The 22,229-nt window shown below is 58.7% G+C and carries 22 protein-coding genes and 1 pseudogene; 14 read left to right on the forward strand and 9 right to left on the reverse strand.

Annotated elements, in window-relative coordinates; translation table 11 throughout:
- Positions 1-35 precede the first annotated feature (35 nt).
- Positions 36-2,198, forward strand: a complete 2,163-nt coding sequence (gene uvrD, locus ACCC84_RS19910; RefSeq protein ID WP_198773607.1) for a DNA helicase II — start codon at positions 36-38, stop codon at positions 2,196-2,198.
- A 21-nt stretch (positions 2,199-2,219) separates the two neighbouring features.
- Here the strand turns inward: uvrD and ACCC84_RS19915 are convergent, their stop codons facing one another.
- Positions 2,220-2,693, reverse strand: coding sequence for a WbuC family cupin fold metalloprotein (locus ACCC84_RS19915; RefSeq protein ID WP_004957393.1), 474 nt, complete (start codon positions 2,691-2,693; stop codon positions 2,220-2,222).
- A 22-nt stretch (positions 2,694-2,715) separates the two neighbouring features.
- Here ACCC84_RS19915 and ACCC84_RS19920 point away from each other — a divergent pair, with 22 nt between their 5' ends.
- The 4 genes from ACCC84_RS19920 to ACCC84_RS19935 all read left to right on the forward strand — a co-directional run bounded on the left by ACCC84_RS19920 (position 2,716) and on the right by ACCC84_RS19935 (position 5,313).
- Positions 2,716-2,883, forward strand: coding sequence for a hypothetical protein (locus tag ACCC84_RS19920; protein WP_371902193.1), 168 nt, complete (start codon positions 2,716-2,718; stop codon positions 2,881-2,883).
- Positions 2,884-2,902: 19 nt separating this feature from the next.
- Entirely contained in the window at positions 2,903-2,977 is a 75-nt protein-coding gene (gene ysgD, locus ACCC84_RS19925; RefSeq protein ID WP_371902215.1) for a YsgD/CorL family protein, read from the forward strand.
- 163 nt (positions 2,978-3,140) lie between these two features.
- Positions 3,141-4,091 (forward strand): magnesium/cobalt transporter CorA, encoded by a 951-nt coding sequence (corA, locus tag ACCC84_RS19930; RefSeq protein ID WP_004957399.1) that lies wholly within the window; start codon positions 3,141-3,143, stop codon positions 4,089-4,091.
- A gap of 163 nt (positions 4,092-4,254) precedes the next feature.
- On the forward strand, positions 4,255-5,313 hold the full coding sequence (locus ACCC84_RS19935) for an AbrB family transcriptional regulator (protein WP_004957402.1): 1,059 nt from the start codon (positions 4,255-4,257) through the stop codon (positions 5,311-5,313).
- Here ACCC84_RS19935 and rarD read toward each other — a convergent pair.
- Together rarD and ACCC84_RS19945 are read right to left on the reverse strand one after the other, a co-directional pair.
- Complete coding sequence (gene rarD, locus ACCC84_RS19940) at positions 5,305-6,192, reverse strand: EamA family transporter RarD (protein ID WP_371902194.1); 888 nt, start codon at positions 6,190-6,192, stop codon at positions 5,305-5,307. The two genes, ACCC84_RS19935 and rarD, sit on opposite strands and share 9 nt — an antisense overlap.
- A 64-nt stretch (positions 6,193-6,256) precedes the next feature.
- Entirely contained in the window at positions 6,257-6,727 is a 471-nt protein-coding gene (locus ACCC84_RS19945) for a thioesterase family protein (RefSeq protein ID WP_004957407.1), read from the reverse strand.
- 203 nt (positions 6,728-6,930) lie between these two features.
- Between ACCC84_RS19945 and pldA the strand changes: the two genes are divergently transcribed.
- From pldA to rhtC, 3 genes are read left to right on the forward strand one after another with little or no spacing between them, the layout of a single operon-like run.
- A complete protein-coding gene (gene pldA / locus ACCC84_RS19950) occupies positions 6,931-7,809 on the forward strand; it encodes a phospholipase A (protein ID WP_039991531.1) in 879 nt (292 codons plus the stop codon).
- A gap of 58 nt (positions 7,810-7,867) precedes the next feature.
- On the forward strand, positions 7,868-9,700 hold the full coding sequence (gene recQ / locus ACCC84_RS19955) for an ATP-dependent DNA helicase RecQ (RefSeq protein ID WP_039991532.1): 1,833 nt from the start codon (positions 7,868-7,870) through the stop codon (positions 9,698-9,700).
- A 12-nt stretch (positions 9,701-9,712) separates the two neighbouring features.
- On the forward strand, positions 9,713-10,339 hold the full coding sequence (rhtC, locus tag ACCC84_RS19960) for a threonine export protein RhtC (RefSeq protein ID WP_371902195.1): 627 nt from the start codon (positions 9,713-9,715) through the stop codon (positions 10,337-10,339).
- Between the two features lie 64 nt (positions 10,340-10,403).
- Here the strand turns inward: rhtC and rhtB are convergent, their stop codons facing one another.
- Positions 10,404-11,024, reverse strand: coding sequence for a homoserine/homoserine lactone efflux protein (gene rhtB / locus ACCC84_RS19965; RefSeq protein ID WP_004957416.1), 621 nt, complete (start codon positions 11,022-11,024; stop codon positions 10,404-10,406).
- 149 nt (positions 11,025-11,173) lie between these two features.
- On the opposite strand from rhtB, the gene pldB reads away from it, so the two are divergent.
- Together pldB and yigL are read left to right on the forward strand one after the other, a co-directional pair.
- Positions 11,174-12,211, forward strand: coding sequence for a lysophospholipase L2 (pldB, locus tag ACCC84_RS19970; protein WP_004957417.1), 1,038 nt, complete (start codon positions 11,174-11,176; stop codon positions 12,209-12,211).
- A gap of 11 nt (positions 12,212-12,222) precedes the next feature.
- Positions 12,223-13,023 carry a sugar/pyridoxal phosphate phosphatase YigL gene (yigL, locus tag ACCC84_RS19975; protein ID WP_004957418.1) on the forward strand — a complete coding sequence of 267 codons (801 nt, stop codon included), beginning with the start codon at positions 12,223-12,225 and terminating at the stop codon, positions 13,021-13,023.
- A 29-nt stretch (positions 13,024-13,052) separates the two neighbouring features.
- Here the strand turns inward: yigL and glpQ are convergent, their stop codons facing one another.
- Together glpQ and glpT are read right to left on the reverse strand one after the other, a co-directional pair.
- Positions 13,053-14,132 carry a glycerophosphodiester phosphodiesterase gene (gene glpQ / locus ACCC84_RS19980; protein ID WP_039991535.1) on the reverse strand — a complete coding sequence of 360 codons (1,080 nt, stop codon included), beginning with the start codon at positions 14,130-14,132 and terminating at the stop codon, positions 13,053-13,055.
- A 76-nt stretch (positions 14,133-14,208) separates the two neighbouring features.
- A complete protein-coding gene (gene glpT / locus ACCC84_RS19985) occupies positions 14,209-15,561 on the reverse strand; it encodes a glycerol-3-phosphate transporter (RefSeq protein WP_004957424.1) in 1,353 nt (450 codons plus the stop codon).
- 358 nt (positions 15,562-15,919) lie between these two features.
- Here glpT and glpA point away from each other — a divergent pair, with 358 nt between their 5' ends.
- The 3 genes from glpA to glpC are packed head-to-tail and all read left to right on the forward strand — an operon-like array spanning position 15,920 to position 20,026.
- A complete protein-coding gene (glpA, locus tag ACCC84_RS19990; RefSeq protein WP_088499814.1) occupies positions 15,920-17,569 on the forward strand; it encodes an anaerobic glycerol-3-phosphate dehydrogenase subunit A in 1,650 nt (549 codons plus the stop codon).
- Positions 17,559-18,830, forward strand: a complete 1,272-nt coding sequence (gene glpB, locus ACCC84_RS19995; protein WP_004957437.1) for a glycerol-3-phosphate dehydrogenase subunit GlpB — start codon at positions 17,559-17,561, stop codon at positions 18,828-18,830. Before glpA ends, glpB begins: the two co-directional genes overlap by 11 nt.
- Positions 18,827-20,026 carry an anaerobic glycerol-3-phosphate dehydrogenase subunit GlpC gene (gene glpC / locus ACCC84_RS20000; RefSeq protein ID WP_004957439.1) on the forward strand — a complete coding sequence of 400 codons (1,200 nt, stop codon included), beginning with the start codon at positions 18,827-18,829 and terminating at the stop codon, positions 20,024-20,026. The genes glpB and glpC overlap by 4 nt, the downstream gene beginning before the upstream one ends.
- An 80-nt stretch (positions 20,027-20,106) precedes the next feature.
- On the opposite strand, the gene ACCC84_RS20005 is transcribed toward glpC, so the two are convergent.
- The 3 genes and pseudogenes from ACCC84_RS20005 to ACCC84_RS20015 form a co-directional block, all read right to left on the reverse strand.
- Positions 20,107-20,670, reverse strand: a complete 564-nt coding sequence (locus ACCC84_RS20005; RefSeq protein WP_039991537.1) for a DcrB family lipoprotein — start codon at positions 20,668-20,670, stop codon at positions 20,107-20,109.
- Between the two features lie 81 nt (positions 20,671-20,751).
- Positions 20,752-20,874, reverse strand: a pseudogene (locus tag ACCC84_RS20010) (GNAT family N-acetyltransferase); the annotation flags it as partial.
- Positions 20,875-21,004: 130 nt separating this feature from the next.
- Positions 21,005-21,670 (reverse strand): 7-cyano-7-deazaguanine/7-aminomethyl-7-deazaguanine transporter, encoded by a 666-nt coding sequence (locus tag ACCC84_RS20015; protein WP_004957447.1) that lies wholly within the window; start codon positions 21,668-21,670, stop codon positions 21,005-21,007.
- Between the two features lie 284 nt (positions 21,671-21,954).
- Between ACCC84_RS20015 and tusA the strand changes: the two genes are divergently transcribed.
- A complete protein-coding gene (gene tusA, locus ACCC84_RS20020) occupies positions 21,955-22,200 on the forward strand; it encodes a sulfurtransferase TusA (RefSeq protein WP_004957449.1) in 246 nt (81 codons plus the stop codon).
- Positions 22,201-22,229: the final 29 nt, after the last annotated feature.

Here is a 22,229-nt window from a genome sequence, read left to right on the forward strand (position 1 = left end):
TAACGCCGGCTATCCCTTACCAATTAATGGTGCCTATGGACGTTTCCGATCTGCTCAACAGCATGAATGATAAACAACGCGAAGCCGTGGCGGCGCCACGCAGCAACCTGTTGGTGCTGGCAGGCGCGGGCAGCGGAAAAACCCGGGTGCTGGTACATCGCATTGCCTGGCTGCTATCGGTAGAGAACTGTTCGCCGTATTCGATCATGGCCGTGACCTTCACCAATAAGGCGGCGGCGGAAATGCGCCACCGTATCGAGCAGCTGATTGGCACCAGCCAGGGCGGTATGTGGATTGGCACCTTCCACGGCCTGGCGCACCGCTTGCTGCGCGCCCACCACATGGACGCCAATCTGCCGCAGGATTTCCAGATACTCGACAGCGAAGACCAGCTACGCCTGCTCAAACGCATCGTGCGCGCGCTGAATATCGACGAAAAACAGTGGCCGCCGCGTCAGGCGATGTGGTACATCAACGGCAAGAAAGACGACGGCCTGCGGCCACAGCACATTGAAAGCTACGGCAATCCGGTGGAAGCGACCTGGCTGCGCATCTATCAGGCCTATCAGGAAGCCTGCGATCGCGCCGGGCTGGTGGATTTTGCCGAACTGCTGCTGCGCGCCCATGAACTGTGGCTGAACAAGCCGCACATTCTCAACCATTACCGCGAGCGCTTCACCAATATTCTGGTGGACGAATTCCAGGATACCAACCGCATCCAGTACGCCTGGATCCGCCTGCTGGCGGGCGATCGCGCCAATGTGATGATCGTTGGCGACGACGATCAGTCAATCTATGGCTGGCGCGGTGCGCAGGTAGAGAACATCCAGCGCTTCCTGAAGGATTTCCCCGGTGCCGAAACCGTCCGTCTGGAGCAGAATTACCGTTCCACCAGCAATATCCTCAAGGCTGCCAACACGCTGATCGCCAACAACGACGGACGCATGGGGAAAAACCTGTGGACCGACGGCGCCGAGGGCGAGCCGATTTCCCTCTACTGCGCGTTCAACGAGCTGGACGAAGCGCGCTTTGTGGTCAACCGTATCAAGAGCTGGCAGGACAACGGCGGGGCGCTGAACGACTGCGCAATTCTCTACCGCAGCAACGCCCAATCGCGCGTGCTGGAAGAAGCGCTGTTGCAGACCGCCATGCCGTACCGCATTTACGGCGGCATGCGCTTCTTCGAACGCCAGGAAATCAAGGATGCGCTGGCCTATCTGCGGCTGATTGCCAATCGCAATGACGACGCGGCGTTTGAACGGGTGGTGAACACCCCGACGCGCGGCATCGGTGACCGCACGCTGGACGTGGTGCGCCAAACGGCGCGCGATCGGCAGATGACGCTGTGGCAGGCCACCCGGGCGCTATTGCAGGACAAGGTGCTGGCTGGCCGTGCCGCGTCTGCCCTGCAGCGTTTTAGCGAACTGGTGGACGCGCTGGCGCATGAAACTGCCGATATGCCGCTGCACGTGCAGACCGATCGGGTGATCCGCGATTCGGGCCTGTTTATCATGTACGAGCAGGAAAAGGGCGAAAAAGGCCAGGCGCGCATTGAAAACCTTGAGGAACTGGTGACGGCGACGCGCCAGTTCAGCTACCAGGACGAAGACCAGGATCTGATGCCGTTGCAGGCGTTTCTGTCGCATGCGGCGCTGGAAGCCGGCGAAGGGCAGGCCGATGCGTATCAGGACGCGGTGCAATTGATGACGCTGCACTCGGCCAAAGGACTGGAGTTCAAACAGGTATTTATCGTTGGCGTCGAAGAAGGCATGTTCCCGAGTCAGATGTCGCTGGACGAAGGTGGACGGCTGGAGGAAGAGCGTCGCCTGGCCTATGTTGGCCTGACGCGGGCGATGGAAAAGCTGACGCTGACCTACGCCGAAACCCGCCGTCTGTACGGCAAAGAGGTGTATCACCGCCCGTCGCGTTTTATCGGCGAGATCCCGGAGGAGTGCATCGAAGAAGTTCGCCTGCGCGCCAGCGTATCGCGCCCGGTCAGCCATCGACGGATCGGCACGCCGATCGCTGAAAACGACACCGGCTACAAACTGGGTCAGCGCGTGCGTCATCCCAAATTTGGCGAAGGCACCATCGTCAACCTGGAAGGCAGCGGCGAACACAGCCGCTTGCAGATCGCCTTCCAGGGCGAAGGCATCAAATGGCTGGTGGCGGCCTACGCCAAGCTGGAAACCGACTGACGGTCGGCGGCCGCGACGGCGTCAGCGTGTGTAGTGCTCACCCAGTTGCGCGCTGGCGTACCAACGCATTAGCTCATCCACGCCGTCGCCGCCTTCGGGCGGCGCCCATGGCATACAGTCCGCCTCCGACAGCGGTTGATACGGCCCCTGTTTGACTTCAAAAATCACGCCGCCCGCGTCGAGAGACAGCACCGCATGCCAGGTGCCAGCAGGCATTTCCAATACTCTGTTTTCGCCGCTCAGCAGCGTGCGCCGGGTCACCGTGCCGCCGTTATCGAACTGTAGCACCACGAAGCGACCGCGCAACGGCATCAGCAGTTCCCAGGTATGCGGGTGGCGGTGCGGGCGGATATAGGTGCCCGGCTCCATGGCGATGGCCAGCCGCTGTACCGGATCGGCTAACGCGTCATGCAACGTGCGGTGGCTGCGCAGGCGCGGCAATTGCGCCGCCTGCTCGCTCATGGCATTCAAATCAGCAACGGTAATCAGTTTCATCGGTTCAATCCGCAGGCAAAATGTGGCGCTGATTTTAGCAATTTCCCTCGCCGCGGCCAGCGATAAGCGCCGCTTTCCCGCCGGCGTTTATCTGCGGTTGAACCACAGTTTTCACCGCCCTGTCATCGTGGTGAATTGTTGCGCGATTATCCTGTCTAACGTGTTGACAGGCTTTTTCTTCTCGGCGTAACATGCGCGCACGATTAATAATGAGGACATTCGCCTTGGACACACCCAGTAGATACTGGCTCATTGACCTGGATTTCAACAGGTACAACTTCTAAGGCTATCCCATTCTGCTGATGGCCTTCGTGGTTGTCGGCGACCCCCTTTGTGTGTCGCTCTGAGTCAGATCTGTACATGGTCTGAAACGAGCGGGCCATTATCCCCCTCGGTTTCTGTGCTTCAACGCGTTGTCTGCCCCCCATCATAAGGGAGTTTTGGCACATGCTAAGCGCTTTCAAATTAGATAACAGCCGCTTATCCCGTCTGGAACTGGATGACGCCGAAGACCTGACCACCTCGCTGTGGGTGGATTTGGTCGAACCGGAAGAAGGCGAGCGCGACCGCGTGCAGAATGAGCTGGGCCAGAGCCTGGCGACCCGGCCGGAGCTGGATGACATCGAAGCCTCTGCGCGTTTCTTCGAAGACGAAGACGGTTTGCACATTCACTCCTTCTTCTATTTCGAGGATGCCGAAGACCATGCCGGCAACTCCACCGTGGCCTTCACCATCCGCGACGGCCGTTTATATACCCTGCGCGAACGGGAACTGCCGGCGTTTCGCCTGTACCGCATGCGCGCTCGCAACCAGATGATGGTTGACGGCAACGCTTACGAGCTGCTGCTGGATCTGTTTGAAACCAAAATCGAACAGTTGGCAGACGAGATCGAAAACATCTACAGCGATCTGGAAAAGCTTAGCCGGGTGATCATGGAAGGTCATCAGGGTGATGAATATGATGCAGCGCTGTCGACGCTGGCAGAGCTGGAAGACATCGGTTGGAAAGTGCGCCTGTGTCTGATGGATACCCAGCGCGCGCTGAACTTCCTGGTGCGCAAGGCGCGGTTGCCAACCGGCCAGCTGGAGCAGGCGCGTGAAGTGCTGCGCGATATCGAATCCTTGCTGCCGCACAACGAATCGCTGTTCCAGAAGGTCAACTTCCTGATGCAGGCGGCGATGGGCTTTATCAATATCGAACAGAACCGCATTATCAAGATTTTCTCGGTGGTCTCGGTGGTATTCCTGCCGCCAACGCTGGTGGCGTCCAGTTACGGCATGAACTTCGAATTCATGCCGGAACTGAAGTGGTCGTTTGGCTATCCGGGGGCGATTGGCCTGATGATCCTGGCCGGTCTGGCCCCGTATCTGTACTTCAAACGCAGGAACTGGCTGTAACCGTAACGCCAACCGGTCGCCCCGCGGTGGCGCGCACACCTTTCGATGGCGCCTCCGCTCGGGGGCTGCCCGCTTGATGCCGGCGGCAAAGCGTTGTCAGTGATTTGCGATTGTTCGCCTGCTAAGATAGTTGCCTGCGTACTGATTTAAGGCATACGTTTTCATGGCGAGGTTCCCCGCTGTAGTGCAATGGCTGATCCTGCTGCTGGCGTCGCTGGCGCTGGGCTTTGGCCTGCAAACATTTCATATTCCCGCCGCTTTATTACTGGGCCCGATGATCGTCGGCGTAGCGATGGGGTTGCTTGGTGCCTCAGTGCGCATTCCCGCGCCGCTATTTATCGCCGCTCAGGCGGTGTTGGGCTGCATGATTGCGCAAAGCCTCTCGCCCGCCATTCTCACGCCGCTGTTTGCCGACTGGCCGCTGGTACTGCTGGTGTTGATCGCCACGCTGCTGGCCAGCGGCGTTTCCGGTTGGTGTCTGGTGCGTTTCAGCGATTTGCCCGGTTCGACCGGCGCCTGGGGCGCGTCACCCGGCGGGGCGTCGGCAATGGTGGCGATGGCCGGCGATTTTGGCGCCGACGTACGGCTGGTGGCGTTTATGCAATACCTGCGGGTGCTATTTGTCGCCACCGCGGCGGCGGCGGTGGCGCGTATCGGGCTGGGGGATGAAGCCGGGCAGGGCAGTGCAACGCTGGTCTGGTTTCCGCCGCTCGACTGGCGTTTCATCGCAACGCTGGCGGTAGCGGCCGGCGGTGCCTGGCTGGGGCCGCGCCTGCGTATTCCTTCCGGCGCGCTGCTGTTGCCGATGATGGTTGGCGCAACGCTGCACTCGAGCGGCGTGATGGCGTTGCAGATCCCCGAATGGCTGCTGGCTCTGGCCTATACCCTGATTGGCTGGAGCGTCGGTTTGCGTTTTACCCGGCCGATCTTTTTACTGGCGTTGCGCACGTTGCCGCAAATGGTGGTGTCGATTGTGGCATTGATGCTGTTTTGCGGCCTGCTGGCGTGGATGCTGACCTGGTTCCTGCCGGTGGATATCATGACCGCCTATCTCGCCACCAGCCCGGGAGGGTTGGACACGGTGGCGATTATTGCGGCGGGTAGCCGGGTGGATATGTCTTTCGTGATGGCGATGCAGACGTTGCGGTTGTTTACCATTCTGCTGACCGGCCCGGCGATGGCGCGGTTTATCTCCAACCGCGCCGCGCCGGCATCAACGTAACCGGCGTTGGGTATACAGGGCGTCGAGGATGAACAGCAGCAGCGCCGCCCAGATAAAGCCGAAGGTCACCAGTTTGTCCTGGCCGATGGTTTCGTCGTAGAAGGTCACCGCCAGCAGGAACATCAACGTTGGACCGAGGTATTGAAAGAAACCCAGCGTCGACAGCCGTAGCCGGGTCGCGGCGGCGGTGAAGAACAGCAACGGCACGGTGGTGATGATGCCAGCCGCGACCAGCAGCAGGTTCAGCGACCAGGGATTGGCAGCGAGGTGGCTGGTTGCACTGTCGGCGATAACGAACAGATACACCGCCGCGACCGGCAGCAGCCACAGGGTTTCGATCAGCATGCCGGTTTGCGCGTCGATGGCGATTTTCTTGCGCAGCAGGCCGTAGAACGCAAAGCTGAACGCCAGCCCCAGTCCGATAATCGGTAGCGAACCAAACTGCCAGAGCTGCACCAGCACACCGGTAAACGCCAGCGCCACCGCAACCCATTGCATACGGCGGAAACGCTCGCCAAGAAACAGCATGCCCAGCAGCACGTTGACCAGCGGGTTGATAAAGTAGCCGAGGCTGGCTTCCAGCATATGATGGTTATTCACCGCCCAGATATACAACAGCCAGTTGCCGCCGATCAGCACCGCGGTCAGCGCCAGCAACAGCAGGCGTTTGCGGTTTTGGCAGGCGGCGCGCACCTTCTTCCAGTTATGGCCGAGCGAAATCAACCCCAGCATAAAGAAGAACGACCAGATCACCCGATGGGTCAGGATCTCGTCGGCCGGCACCTGCTGGATCAGTTTGAAATACACCGGGGCGATGCCCCAAATAAAATAGGCGGCCAGAGCAAAGAAGATGCCCTGCCGCGTCTGTTGTGCGTCCATGACGTTACTCTGAAGGTAAAACCGAAGATGTGGTGAGTGTACTGAAGTCACTCACCGGGCACAATCATCCCACCAGATACGTGGCGGTGGCGCTGGCGATATGCAGGCCGTCGTGGTTGTGCAGTTCGACGCGGGCTACCGCCACCTTATTGCCGCTGCGCAATACCGTGGCGGAGGCGACGAAATGCTCGCCGCGGCCAGGACGCAGATAGTCCACCCGCAGGTCGATGGTGCCCATGCGCGCCAGACGTGCGGCCAGCTCTTGTTCTATCAGCGGATCCTGTCGCATCAGCACGCTGCCGACGCAGGCCAGTCCGGCGGCGACGTCGAGCACCGAGGCGATCACCCCGCCGTGCAGGATACGCTGGGCGGCGTTGCCCACCAGTTTGGCCTGATTGGTGAAGGTCAGCTCCACGCAGTCATCGTCAAAACGCCGCAGTTCCAACCCCAGTTCGCGGTTGAACGGCATGTGATAAACAAAAATTTCGCCGATCTTCTGGCGGGCGGCTTCCAGGGTAAGAGGTGTGGTCGACATGGCATTGATTCTTCTTGTTGGTTTGACGGTATAAGCTACTGGTCAGTCCAGGTTAATGGTTTGTTGATTTTATGCTTAACCTTTGTTGCTTTCCAGACTAATCCAATAAAAGCATTCCGCACTGCTGTAAAGCGCGCTTTGTGTGTAAAATGGCCTGTTTTTTCTTTCAGGGTATGTTTTTATTTTGCTGGAGTGATGAAGTTATGCGCATTCTGTCAGGGGTTATTTTGGCGATGCTGTTGGCGCCGACGCTGGTGCAGGCCGAAGAAGCCAAAGAACAAGAAATACATGATAAACCGGCAGTACGCGGCAGCATTATCGCCAACATGCTGCAATCACACGATAATCCGTTCACGCTGTATCCATACGATACCAACTATGTGTTGTACACCGATACCAGCGATCTCAACAAAGAAGCCATCGAAACCTACAACTGGTCGGATAAAGCGCGCAAGGACGAGGTGAAGTTCCAGCTCAGCCTGGCGTTCCCGCTGTGGCGCGGCATTGCCGGTGAAAACTCGGTGCTCGGTGCGTCCTATACTCAGCGCTCGTGGTGGCAGTTATCCAACAGCGGCCAGTCTTCGCCGTTCCGTGAAACCAACTACGAACCGCAGGTGTTCCTTGGCTGGGCGACCGATTACAGCTTCGCCGGCTGGACGCTGCGCGACGTGGAAATCGGCCTCAACCATCAGTCCAACGGCCGTTCGGAGCCCACCTCCCGCAGTTGGAACCGCGCCTATGCGCGCCTGATGGCGCAAAACGGCAACTGGCAGGTGGACGTTAAACCGTGGCTGCGCTTTTCGGAAAGCGCCAGCAGCGACGATAACCCGGACATCACCAAGTACATGGGCTATTACCGCCTGAAGGTGGGTTATGCCTGGGGTGACAGCGTGTTCAGCGTTGACGGCCATTATAACTGGAACAGCGGTTTCGGCGGCGCGGAACTGGGCTGGAGTTACCCGATCACCAAGCACGTGCGCTTCTACACCCAGGTGTTCAGCGGTTACGGCGAATCGCTGATCGACTACAACTTCCGGCAGACACGGGTTGGCGTTGGTGTCATGCTTAACGATATTATGTAATCTGGCAGTCATAAAAGCGGTGCGTTGATGCGCCGCTGCGATAAAAATGGGGAAGTGTGTGTCTACCGCAGCAGTGATAAACAGAGAGTTGCTGGCAGAACAGGTGTTACGTGACACCTTCGGCTATCAGCAATTCCGTCCGGGACAACAAACGATTATCAATGCGGCTATCAACGGGCAGGACTGCCTGGTGGTGATGCCGACCGGCGGCGGTAAATCGTTATGCTACCAAATCCCGGCGCTGGTGATGGACGGGCTGACGCTGGTGGTTTCCCCGTTGATTTCGTTGATGAAGGATCAGGTCGACCAATTGCTGGCCTATGGGGTGTCTGCGGCCTGCTACAACTCTACCCAGACGCGCGAGCAGCAGCTTGAGGTGATGGCCGGTTGCCGCCGCGGCGATGTGAAGCTGCTGTATATCGCCCCCGAACGGCTGATGATGGACAGCTTCCTCGACCTGCTCGACCATTGCCAACCGGCACTGCTGGCGGTGGACGAAGCGCACTGCATTTCGCAGTGGGGGCACGATTTCCGCCCGGAATACCGGGCGCTTGGCCAGTTGAAGCAGCGCTTCCCCACGATGCCGGTGATTGCCCTGACCGCCACCGCCGACGAGGCGACACGCGGCGACATTACCCGCCTGCTGGCGCTGCACGATCCGTTGGTGCAGGTCAGCAGCTTCGACCGACCGAACATCCGCTACACGCTGGTGGAGAAGTTCAAGCCGCTCGACCAGCTTTGGCGCTTTGTGCAGGATCAGCGCGGCAAAAGCGGCATCATTTATTGCAACAGCCGCGCCAAGGTGGAAGACACCACCGCGCGCCTGCAAAGCCGCGGTCTGAGCGTTGCGGCATACCATGCCGGGCTGGACAACGAGCGCCGTGCCCAGGTGCAGGAGGCGTTCCAGCGTGATGATTTGCAGGTGGTGGTAGCCACCGTCGCCTTTGGCATGGGGATCAACAAGCCCAACGTGCGCTTTGTGGTGCATTTTGACATTCCTCGCAACATCGAATCCTATTATCAGGAAACCGGCCGCGCCGGGCGCGACGGCTTACCGGCGGAAGCCATTCTGTTATACGACCCGGCCGATATGGCCTGGTTGCGTCGCTGTCTGGAGGAAAAACCGGCCGGCCAGCAACTGGACATTGAACGGCATAAGCTGAACGCAATGAGCGCGTTTGCCGAGGCGCAAACCTGTCGTCGTCTGGTGTTGTTGAACTACTTTGGCGAAGGCAAGCAGCAGGCCTGCGGTAACTGCGATATTTGTCTCGATCCACCAAAACGCTACGACGGACTGGAGGATGCGCGCAAGGCGCTATCAGCGATTGGCCGCGTTGGACAGCGGTTCGGCATCGGCTACGTGGTCGAAGTACTGCGTGGTTCCAACAACCAGCGCATTCGCGAGTTCGGCCACGACAAATTGCCGGTGTACGGCATTGGCCGCGATCACACTACCGAACACTGGACCAGCGTACTGCGCCAACTGATTCATCTGGGCTTCATTACGCAAAATATTGCCCTGCACTCGGCGCTACAGCTCACCGAAGCCGCGCGCCCGGTGCTGCGCGGTGAAGTGCCGTTGCAACTGGCGGTGCCACGAATTCAGAGCCTGAAGCCGCGCAGCGGCGGCAGTCAGAAAACCTACGGCGGCAACTACGATCGCAAACTGTTTGCCAAATTGCGCAAGCTGCGCAAATCTATTGCCGACGAAGAAAACATTCCGCCCTACGTGGTGTTCAACGATACCACGCTGCTGGAAATGGCCGAGCAGATGCCGACCAAGGCCAGTGAACTGCTCAGCGTCAACGGGGTAGGACAACGCAAACTGGAGCGCTTTGGTTCGCCGTTTATGGCGATGATCCGCGACCATCTCGATAATGACGACGACTAGGAATCACTGAAAATGCTGATGCTGTTTCTGACGGTGGCGCTGGTGCACCTGATTGCGCTGATGAGTCCGGGGCCGGATTTCTTTTTTGTCTCCCAGACTGCGGCCAGCCGCTCCCGTCGCGAAGCGATGATGGGGGTGCTCGGTATTTCGCTGGGCATTGTGGTCTGGGCCGGCGTGGCGCTGATGGGGCTGCACCTGATCCTGCAGGAAATGGCCTGGCTGCATCAGGTCATCATGGTCGGCGGCGGGATTTACCTGTGCTGGATGGGCTGGCAACTGCTGCGCTCTGCCCGCGCGCAAAACGCCGGGCCAACGGCCAGCAGCGAGGTTCAGGTGGCGTTACCAAAACCTGGCCGCAGCTTTATCCGCGGCCTGCTGACCAACCTGTCCAACCCGAAGGCGGTGATTTACTTCGGCAGCGTGTTCTCGCTGTTTGTCGGCGACGACGTCGGCGCTGGCGCGCGCTGGGGGCTGTTCCTGCTGATTGTGGCTGAAACCTTTGTCTGGTTCAGTCTGGTCGCCGTGGTGTTTGCGCTGCCGGCGATGCGCCGTGGCTATCAGCGACTGGCGAAATGGATCGACGGGCTGGCGGGGGTGTTGTTCACCGGATTTGGCTTGCACCTGATCTTTACCCGCTAGGCCGTGTTATCGGGCGGGGCGTGCGGGCTTTGGCGCCGCGGCCACTCGCCTGTTTGTCACCTTGTCAGACCTTTCTGGCGGTCGCCAGCAGTCCCGCCACCAGAATGAACAGCGAGCCAAAGATGCGGTTGAGCAACTGCATCTGGCGCGGCGTCTTCAGCCAGCGGGCGATACGCGTGGCCAGCGTGGCATAGCCGATCATGACCAGGATATCCACCACCACGGTGGTGACGCCGAGCACCAGGTACTGCTCGGCCTGCGGCTGATTGGGCAGGATAAACTGCGGGAACAGCGCGGCCAGAAACACGATGCTCTTCGGGTTGGTCAGGTTGACCAGCACCGCGCGGCGGAACAAACGACGGCGCGGCATGCTGCCGGCCAGCGTATGCAGATCCAGCGCACCGGCGGCGCGCCACTGCTGGATGCCGAGCCATACCAGATAAGCGGCGCCAAGCCATTTCAACATTTCGAACGCCAGTAGTGACTGTGAAATCAGCGCGCCGAGCCCGATGCCGACCAGCACAATGTGGATGCTCAGCCCGAGCTGCAACCCGGCAATGGAAGCCGCTGCGCCGCGATAACCGTGACTGATGCCGGTGCTCATGGTGTTGATGGCACCCGAACCGGGAGACAAACTGAGGATAATCGTGGTGACCAGATAGGTCAGCCACCAGTCTACGGTCATTGCGAAACTCCCTCAAAGCGCCGTTTTATGCCACAATACGCCGGTATTGCGTCACTTTTTGTAAGATGTGCATCACAATACGCGAGTATGATTTTTTACGCCATAGGCCACAATGCGCTGCGTTTGGCGAGTGAAGGAAACCGCATTTCATGACGTCGTTTATACTCAGCCCTGATGAATGGTTAACCCGCGAAACGCACTTTGCCGCTTTTGCGACCGGGCCATTGCTGGATTTCTGGCGGCAACGCCAAGAGGGCGAGTTCAGCGGCGTGGGCGGCGTGCCGATCCGCTTTGTGCGTTTCAGTTCTTCGCGTCATCAGCGGGTGGTGGTGATCAGCCCCGGCCGCATTGAAAGCTACGTTAAATATCCGGAAGTCGCCTACGATCTGTTTCACTGCGGTTACGATGTGATGATCCTCGACCACCGTGGTCAGGGGCGTTCCGGCCGTTTACTGGCGGATCCCCACCGTGGTCATGTGGTAAACTTTGCCGATTACGTTGAGGATTTCAGCCGTTTTTACCAGCAGGAAGTGGCACCGCTCGGCTATCGGCAACGGGTTGCGTTGGCGCATTCGATGGGGGGCGCGATACTGGCTCAGTTTTTGGCTCGCCAGCCGCAGGCGTTTGACGCAGCCGCGCTGTGTGCGCCGATGTTCGGTATTATATTACCGATGCCGGGCTGGATGGCGAGCCGCATCCTCAACTGGGCGGAAAAACACCCCGGCATCCGTGATTACTATGCGGTCGGTACCGGCCAGTGGCGGCCATTGCCGTACGTGGTCAACATGCTGACCCACAGTCGCGAGCGCTATCGGCGCGCGGTACGCTATTATGCCGATTATCCCGAGCTACAGTTGGGTGGGCCGACCTACCACTGGGTGCGGGAAAGTATACTGGCCGGGCAACAGGCGATTGCCGGCGCAGCGCAGATCACCACGCCACTCTTATTATTGCAAGCCAGCGAGGATCGGGTGGTCGACAACCGTTCCCATCGGGCTTTTTGTCAGGCATTGTCAGACGCGGGGCACCCTTGCGAGGGGGAGAAACCGCGGGTTATCAACGGCGCTCGCCATGAGATCCTGTTTGAGCGGGACGCGATGCGCGCCGAAGCACTGAACGCAATCCTGCGTTTCTTTGCTCAACACTTAGGTGGTAACCCTACCGCCGACAACTCCATCAGAGGTTAGAACATAACGCTATGTATCACGTCGTCGCTTCCGATTTGGATGGCACGCTGCTATCCCCCGACCATACGCTGTCGCCTTACGCCAAAGAGACCCTGAAGCTGCTGACCCAGCGAGGCGTTCACTTTGTTTTCGCTACCGGCCGCCATCACATCGACGTTTCGCAGATCCGCGACAACCTTGAGATCAGCGCCTTTATGATCACCTCCAACGGCGCGCGGGTGCATAACACCGCCGGTGAACTGATCTTCAGCCACAATCTGGACAGTGATATTGCGCGCGATCTGTATGGGATGAAGTACAACGATCCGGATATCACCACCAACGTTTATCGCAACGACGACTGGTTTATCGACCGCGAAAGCCCGGAGCAAAAAGAGTTCTTCCGCGAATCGGTCTTCAAGTACCAGCTGTTTGAGCCGGGCCTGCTGGAGACCGATGGGGTATGCAAGGTGTATTACACCTGTGACGATCATGACAAGTTGCTGACGCTGGAAGATGCCATCAATGCGCGCTGGGGCGACCGGGTCAACGTCAGCTTTTCGTTCCCGACCTGTCTGGAAGTGATGGCCGGCGGCGTGTCGAAGGGCCATGCACTGGAAGAAGTGGCTAAGATCATCGGCTATTCGCTGAAGGAGTGCATTGCGTTTGGCGATGGAATGAACGATTTGGAAATGCTGTCGATGGCAGGCAAAGGCTGCATCATGCGCGACGCGCATCAGCGCCTGAAAGACAAGCTGCCGCAGTTGGAAGTGATCGGTTCCAATATTGACGACGCGGTGCCGCACTACCTGCGCGAGATGTTTCTGCGCTAATAGCCGGGGCGCCAAAGCGCCCCGTTTTTTTATTGATGCTGCCCCTGTTTTTGCAGGAACTGCACGCCCTTGTCCGGGAAGTCGGTGAAGACGCCGTCAACGCCGGCCTGGTTGTAAATCACCTGGTACAACTGGTTTACGTCGGTAACGTATTTCGGCAGCGCGTCGGCGCGAATGGTAAACGGATGCACTGCCAGCTTGCTGGCGTGCGCCTCTTTCACCATGTCGGTCAGCACGACGTGGCCAGGTTTGGAAAGATCGGCGTTTACCAGCATGTGATAGTCCGGCCCGATACCATCGGCGTACTGGGCGATCTGCTTCATTGCCCCCGGCTTGAACATCCAGTCATAATCGTAGTTGACCCAGCTGCCATCGGCCTTTTGCTCGTAAGTCTCGTTCCAGTCGGTATAGGCGATCAGCTGCACCAGCTTCAGATCCATACCCATCTTCGGTTCCAGCTGGTTCTTGATGCGTTTGAGCTCGTTGGCATCGAAGCATTGCAAATACACGTTGTCGTTCTTGCCGGTGTAACCGTATTGCTTCAATACCGCCAGCACCTTGCTGGAAATGTCCTTGCCTTCCTGCCGGTGGAACCACGGCGCCTTGATTTCCGGGTAAATGCCGATGTTCTTGCCGGTGGAGTGATTCAGTCCCTGTACGAATTCGATTTCTTCCTGGAAGGTATGCACGCGGAAGTCCGACTTGCCCATCGGAAAACGGCCCGGGTAGCTCTGTACCTGCTTACCGTCCTTGATGTCAAAGCCTTCGCTGAACTTCAGCGACTTGATTTCCGCCAGCGTAAAGTCGATGGCGTAGTAACGACCGTCTTTGCGTGCGCGATCCGGGAAGCGTTGCGCCACGTCGGTGACCCGATCGAGATAGTGGTCATGCAGCACCACCAGTTGGTCGTCCCTGGTCATCACCAGATCCTGCTCGAGGAAATCGGCGCCCTGGGCATAGGCCATGGCTTTTGCCGGCAGGCTGTGCTCTGGCAGGTAGCCGCTGGCGCCACGGTGGGCGATCACCACCTTGTCGGCAGCCTGGGCGATACCGCCGATCGACGTCGCTAACATGATCCCTGTCAGCAGGGCTTTGACATGAGTCCGCATAATCTTCTCCATGAGTGGGCAGGGTAGTAAAAAGGCCGCAGAGCGGCCTTGATATAATGCGTTATTTCTGTGACGGTTAACCGCGTTTGGCTGCAATGGCCGCGTGGTGTTTTCTTTCGCTGATCATGGTCAGCAGCAGCAGTAATACTGCACCGATGCTGCCGCCGATCATCACCATAAAGCCGCCATCCCAACCGAAGAAGTCAACGGTATAGCCGACGATGGCGCTGGCCGCGACCGAGCCGCCCAGATAACCGAACAGTCCAGTGAAGCCAGCGGCGGTGCCGGCGGCTTTTTTCGGTGCCAGCTCCAGCGCGTGCAGGCCAATCAGCATCACCGGGCCATAGATCAGGAAGCCGATGGTGATCATGCATGCCATATCGATGCCTGGGTTGCCGACCGGATTGAGCCAGTAAATGATGGTGGCGATGGTCACCAGCGTCATAAAGAACACGCCGGTAGCGCCGCGATTACCCTTGAACACCTTGTCCGACATCCAGCCGCACAGCAGCGTGCCCGGAATACCGGCGTATTCATACAGGAAGTAGGCCCAGGACGATTTATCCAGCGCGAAGTGCTTCACTTCCTTCAGGTAGGTCGGCGACCAGTCCAGAATGCCGTAACGCAGCAGATACACGAACACGTTGGCGACGGCGATGTACCACAGCAGTTTGTTCGGCAAAATATACTGCATGAAGATTTGCTTGGCGGTCAGCTCTTCTTCCGCTTTTTCCGAATAGTCGTCCGGGTAGTCGTTTTTGTACTCTTCGATCGGCGGCAGCCCACAGGACTGCGGCGTATCACGCATCAGCGCAAAGGCGATCAAGGCCACCAGAATCGCACCGAAGGCCGGCATGTACAGCGCAGCGTGCCAGTCGTTGAACCAGGCCATCCCCAGCAGGAACAGCAACGGTGGCAAGCCCCCGCCAACGTTATGGGCGCAGTTCCACACCGAAACGATACTGCCGCGTTCTTTTTGCGACCACCAGTGCACCATGGTACGGCCACACGGCGGCCACCCCATGCCCTGGAACCAGCCACAGAGGAACAGCAGCACGAACATCACGGCAATGCTTGAGGTCGCCCAGGGCACGAAGCCCATGAACAGCATCACGGCAGCGGCCAGAATCAGGCCGGCCGGCAGGAATACCCGTGGGTTGGAGCGGTCGGAAACCGAACCCATGATGAACTTGGAAAAACCGTAGGCAATGGAAATACCGGACAGTGCGAAGCCCAGATCGCCACGGCTGAAGCCCTGATCGATCAGATAAGGCATCGCCAGGGTAAAGTTTTTACGCACCAGATAGTATGCGGCGTAGCCGAAGAAGATCCCCAGAAAAATTTGCCAGCGCAATTTGCGGTAGAGCGGATCTACCTTATCGAGCGGCACACGGGAAATGTGTGCAGCTGGCTTGAAAATACTCAACATGAACGCCTCCGATGGCTTTATCGTTTATTGCATCCCGGGCAGAAAAGATGGCGGGATGATTGAGCGGATATCAATGTGTCGTTTTTTGTTCCATAACGAACGTCATGCTAGTCAAAACCCCTGGATGGCTCTGTGATGCATGGCGCAATTGTTACACTTTTATGAAACTGCGGCGGATTTTGAGCGATTCGTTAACGTTATGAAATAGAAAAACCTAAAAAAGTCGTGATGATGATCACAATCATGGTTTTTTATGGACATTTTTCTTTCGTTTTAGGTTCGTTATTGTTCCTTATCAAACAAAGACCGCACTGACTGTGGCTCAATAGCGCCAAACCGGCAATCTGGGGAAGGGTGGATGAGCAACAGTTCAGCGGTGAGCGAAACGGATGTGATCATTATCGGCGGCGGCGCTACCGGCGCAGGGATCGCTCGCGACTGCGCGCGCCGCGGCCTGCGCTGCCTATTGCTGGAGCGCCATGATATTGCCACCGGCGCGACCGGGCGAAATCATGGACTGCTGCACAGCGGGGCGCGCTACGCGGTTACCGACGGTGAGTCGGCGCGTGAATGCATCGAGGAAAACCGCATTCTCAAACGTATCGCCCACCACTGTATTGAACCCAGCAACGGTCTGTTCATCACCTTGCCGCAGGATTCGCTGACCTATCAGCAGACGTTTATCGCCGCCTGTCAACGCGCCGGGATAAACGCCGAAGCCATTGACCCTGGTGAAGCGCTGCGCCTGGAACCGGCCGCTAATCCGGCGCTGATCGGCGCGGTGAAAGTGCCGGATGGCACCGTTGACCCGTTTCGCCTGACCGCCGCCAATATGCTGGATGCGCGCGAGCATGGCGCACAGATCCTGACCTATCATCAGGTGATCGGCTTACTGCGCATGGGCGATCGCGTTAACGGCGTGCGCGTTTACGACCATAAAAATCGTCGGCAGTATGAAATTCGCGCCGAGGTGGTGGTTAACGCCGCCGGAATCTGGGGCCAGCAAATTGCCGAGTACGCCGATCTGCGCGTGCGCATGTTCCCGGCCAAGGGCGCCTTGCTGATCCTGGGCCATCGCATCAACAACATGGTGATCAACCGCTGCCGCAAACCGGCAGACGCCGACATCCTGGTGCCGGGTGATACCATTTCGCTGATTGGCACCACCTCAACCCACATCGATTACGATCAGATAGACAACATGGCGGTGACGCCACAGGAAGTGGACATCCTGCTGCGTGAAGGGGCACTGCTGGCGCCGACGCTGGCACAAACCCGCATTTTACGCGCCTATGCCGGCGTGCGACCGCTGGTGGCCAGCGACGACGATCCGTCGGGCCGCAACGTCAGTCGCGGTATCGTGCTGCTGGATCATGCCGCCCGCGACGGTCTGGAGGGTTTTATTACCATTACCGGCGGCAAGCTGATGACCTACCGGCTGATGGCGGAGTGGGCCACCGACGCGGTGTGCAAAAAACTGGGCGTTGCTCCCCCCTGTACCACCGCACAGGATGCGCTGCCCGGCTCGCGCCAGTCGGCAGAGGAAACCGTTCGCCGCGTGGTGGCGCTGCCGGCGAGTATTCGCGGCTCGGCTGTCTATCGACATGGCGATCGCGCCAGCCAGGTACCGGCCGGCGACCGGCTGGCCAACAGTCTGGTCTGTGAATGCGAAGCGGTGACCGCCGGCGAAGTGCGCTATGCGGTCGATTCGCTGACGGTGAACAATCTGGTCGATCTGCGCCGCCGTACCCGCGTCGGTATGGGGACCTGTCAGGGCGAACTGTGCGCCTGTCGTGCCGCGGGATTACTGACGCGTTTCAACGTCACCACGCCGCAGCAATCGCTCACCCAGTTATCGCATTTCCTCAATGAGCGTTGGAAAGGGGTGCAACCCATAGCCTGGGGCGATGCGCTGCGTGAAAGCGAGTTCACCGGCTGGGTCTATCAGGGATTATGCGGACTGGACGCACGCGGCGACGCTAAGCAGGAGGCGGACGATGCAATTTGATGTGGTTGTGATCGGTGGTGGTCTGGCTGGCTTAAGCTGTGCCGTTGGCCTGGCCGAAAGCGGTAAGCGCTGCGTGGTGGTCAGCTCGGGTCAGAGCGCGCTGTATTTTTCCTCTGGTTCGCTGGATCTGTTGGCGCAACTGCCGGACGGTACGCCGGTGGCGGCACCGCTGGAAGCACTGCCGGCGTTGGCGCAGCAGGCGCCGCAACATCCTTACAGCCTGATGGGGGCGGCGCAGGTCGCCACGCTGGCGGGAGAGGCTGAGCGGTTGCTGCAACGCTGTGGTCTTCGGTTGTACGGTGACAGCCGGCGTAATCATCTGCGCATTACGCCGCTCGGCACGCGCCGCGCCACCTGGCTCAGCCCGCAGGCGGTGCCGACCACGCCGTTGGATGGCGATCTGCCCTGGCGCAGTATCGCGGCGATCGGCATCGAGGGTTTTCTCGATTTCCAGCCGCAAATGGTCGCCAGTTCGCTGTCACAGTCGTTAGGCGTGCATGCCACGGTAGGTCATCTGCATCTGCCAGCGTTGGATCGGCTACGCAATAATCCCAGCGAGTTTCGTGCGGTGAATATTGCCCGACTGCTCGACTTACCGCAGCACGGTGCGGCGCTGGCAGAGGAAATCCAACGCCTGGCCGGCGACGCGCAGGCTGTTTTGCTACCGGCCTGCCTCGGACTGGAAAGCGATCGGCCGCTGGCGGTGCTGCAACAGACGCTGGGTAAACCGGTATGCCTGCTGCCGACCTTGCCGCCATCGGTGCTCGGCATGCGCCTGCATCAGGCGCTACGACAACGTTTTCAACAGCTGGGCGGTATGGTGATGCCGGGAGACCGGGTATTGCGGGCAGAAATCGCTGGCGGCCGGGTCACCGGCCTGATGACCCGCAACCACGGTGATATTCCGCTGCGAGCGCGGCAGGTGGTGCTGGCCAGCGGCAGCTTTTTCAGCAATGGGCTGGTGGCCGATCGTCAGCGGGTATATGAGCCGGTGTTCGGGCTGGAGGTGTTCAGCAAAGCAGATCGTGCCGAGTGGACCCGGCGCGATCTGTTTGCGCCTCAGCCGTATCTGCAATTTGGCGTCCGGACTGACGCTCGGTTGCGCGCCTTGCATCAGGGCCAGGCGCTGGAAAATCTGTACGCGATTGGTGCGGTGGCCGGCGGCTACGACCCGCTGCAACAAGGCTGCGGCGCCGGTGTGTCGTTGCTCGGCGCATTATATGTCGCGCAACAGATTGTGGCGCAGGGAGGATCGGCATGAGCCTGTCAAAAGACAACAGTTTTGAAAATTGCATCAAATGCACCGTCTGCACTACCTACTGTCCGGTGGCCAAGGTCAACCCGCTGTACCCCGGGCCAAAACAGGCCGGGCCGGACGGTGAACGCCTGCGACTGAAGGATCCGGCGCTGTATGACGAAGCGCTGAAATATTGCACCAACTGTAAGCGCTGCGAAGTGGCCTGCCCGTCGGAGGTCAATATCGGCGATATCATCCAGCGTGCGCGTGCCAGTTTGAGCCAAAGCAAGCCGACGCTGCGCGATGCCATTCTCAGTCATACCGATATCATGGGCTCGCTGTCGACGCCGTTTGCGCCGATCGTCAACGCCACTACCGGCCTGAAGCCGGTGCGCAAACTGCTGGACAAGGCGCTGAAAATCGATCACCGGCGCACGTTGCCGAAGTATTCTTTCGGCACCTTCCGCCGTTGGTATCGCTCGCAGGCGCAGCAGCAGGCGCGGTATCGTGAGCAAGTGGCGTTCTTCCACGGCTGTTTCGTCAACTACAATCACCCGCAACTGGGCAAGGATCTGATCGCGGTATTCAACGCGATGGATATCGGCGTTCAGCTGTTAAAGCGTGAGAAGTGTTGCGGCGTGCCGCTGATCGCCAATGGCTTTATCCAACAGGCGAAAAGGCAGGCCAACGTCAATGCCGACGCGCTGCGCCATGCGGTACTGGAACAGGGCATGCCGGTGGTGGCAACCTCGTCGAGCTGCACCTTCACGCTGCGCGACGAATATCCCCATTTGCTCGAGGTCGACACCTCCGCGGTGCGTGACCGGGTGGAACTGGCGACGCGCTACCTTTATCGCCTGCTCAGCCAGGGGAGAACGCTGCCGCTGAACCCTACGCCGCTGCGGGTGGCTTACCACACCCCGTGTCATATGGAAAAAATGGGCTGGACCGCCTATACGCTAGAGCTGTTGCGGCAGATCCCCGGACTGGAACTGATCGTATTGGAGTCGCAGTGTTGCGGTATTGCCGGCACCTATGGCTTTAAATCGGAAAACTACGACACTTCGCAGGGCATTGGCGCGGCGCTGTTCCGCCAGATTGAACAAAGCGGGGTAGATTTGGTGGTAACCGATTGCGAAACCTGCAAATGGCAGATTGAAATGTCGACCGGCAAACGCTGTGAACACCCGATCACCCTGTTGGCTCAGGCGCTGGCGTGAGTGGCGCGGAATGAACGGGGCAGCGTAGCGGCCCCGGGTTTACGGCGTTAGTTTCAGCGTGCCGGTGAGGCACGCTGGACTTATGGTTTCAGTTTCAGCGTACTGATGATGCTTTCCGCTTCGGTTTGTGCCTGCTGTTGGTTATCCGCCGGCAGCGTCACCTGGATGGTCAGCAGCTGGTTATCCAGCGTACCGATCAGGATCGAGGAGTAGGCTTTCTCGCCGCCGCTGGCAATGATGCTGTCCAACTGGCGCAACGGCACGCCGTCAATTTCAATCGCCTTGTTGGTGACCACCTGCAGGTTGGCATCACGCGAACGCTGCTTTTCTTCCAGGCGTTGTGCCAGGGTTTCCAGCGAGTCGGCGGTTTTATCGCCCAGAATGACAATCAGCGCACGCTGGCCGGTGGTGTCGGCGTAAACGTGCATATTATTGGCCTGGTTGCCCAGCTTGCCGCTCTGATCGGACATGCCGGTGGGCAGGGTAAAGGCCAGTTTACCGTCCAGTAAGTTTACCTGTTGTCCAGCGGCGGCGCTGGCGGCGGCATCGCCGGCTGGCGCGGAGGTGTCTTTGGTTTCGCCATCGCAGGCCGCAAGGCCGAGAACTAACAGGCCGATTCCCATCAATGTTGCTACTTTACGCATTGGGCTTCCTTCTTCCTTTACAGGTATGGTGTCTCTGTCCGATCGCAACGTATTCCGCCGTGAAATGCAAGCTGGAAGTTGTCAGCGGGTTTTCTCCAGTAATAACCGATAATCAGCGACTTCGCCTTTCTTTTCCAGTTCAACAATCCGATAACCGTTATCGATCAGCAGCATCAGCATGCCGCGAAACTGATTGCGGGTTTTACCGTCAGCCGCCGAATTCGGGGATGCGTTGATACAGCGGGGCAATCTCTTCCAGCGTGGCGTGACGGATGATCAGGGTCATGGCGGCCTCGGTGTGCTCGTGGGCCGCCATGATAACCGAATCGGCAGGTTAACTCAGTTGCAGCGAACCGTCCGGATTGCGGTTCGCCAGACGCTTGAGCAGCATGTTGAGCAGTACGCCGTACATCGGCAGGAAGAATATCAGGCAGATAAGCACCTTGAAGCTGTAGTCCACCAGCGCGATCTCCACCCAGTTAGCGGCCATAAAGGCGTCGCTGCTTTTGTAGAAGGCAATGAAGAAGAACGACAGCGTATCGCTGATATTGCCGAGGAACATCGCGGCGGCGGGAGCCACCCACCAGGCGCTGCGCTGACGCAGGCGGTTGAAGACGTGAACATCGAGGATCTGACCAAGCACGTAGGCCATAAAACTGGCCACGGCGATACGCGCCACAAACAGGTTAAATTGGCGCAGTGCGGCAAAGCCTTGCCATTCCCCCTGATAGGTGACGGTTGAAATCACATAGGAGATAAACAGCGCCGGCACCATCACCGCAAGAATGATCCTGCGAGCCAGAGGCGCGCCAAAAATGCGCACGGTGAGATCGGTCGCCAGGAAGATAAACGGGAAGGTAAATGCGCCCCAGGTGGTATGGAAGCCGAAAACGGTAATCGGCAACTGCACCAGGTAGTTACTGGAGGTGATGATGACAATATGGAATAACGATAGCCATACCAGCGCGTTCAAGCGCTGTTGAGCGGTAAATGCGTACATAACTGACCTTTTTGAAAAATGGGGTGAGGGAACCCATACTCGCCATAGCCGGAAGCAGGCTTGCTGCGCTTGCAATCTACGTTGAGTATATGACCAAAAAATCGTGGCGCGATAAATTTTCCGCGCGGCGGCATGATACGCGTTTGCGCAACCAATGCAATGAAATAAACGGTTAAAATACACGCAAACGTTAACGTCCCTTGCACAGAAAAAACACCGGCGTAAACTATAGCGCTATACGATCCGGCGAGCGTTCGCCGATCGAATTGATCGAGACAAACTGCATGACTGATATTTTTTCCGAGGCTGACCAAACCCTCGACGCGCTTGGCCTGCGCTGCCCGGAGCCGGTGATGATGGTGCGCAAGACCGTTCGTCATATGGATAACGGCGAAACGCTGCTGATTATTGCCGACGATCCGGCCACTACCCGCGATATTCCCGGCTTCTGTCGCTTTATGGAACATACGCTGGTGGCGCAGGAAACCGAACGCGCACCCTACCGCTATCTGCTGCGCAAAGGCCTCTAAGCGACGGCCGCGCTGCGGGGTTAAAACGC

Origin of the sequence: Serratia odorifera (assembly GCF_041448735.1) — a bacterium.
GTDB lineage: Bacteria > Pseudomonadota > Gammaproteobacteria > Enterobacterales > Enterobacteriaceae > Serratia_F > Serratia_F odorifera.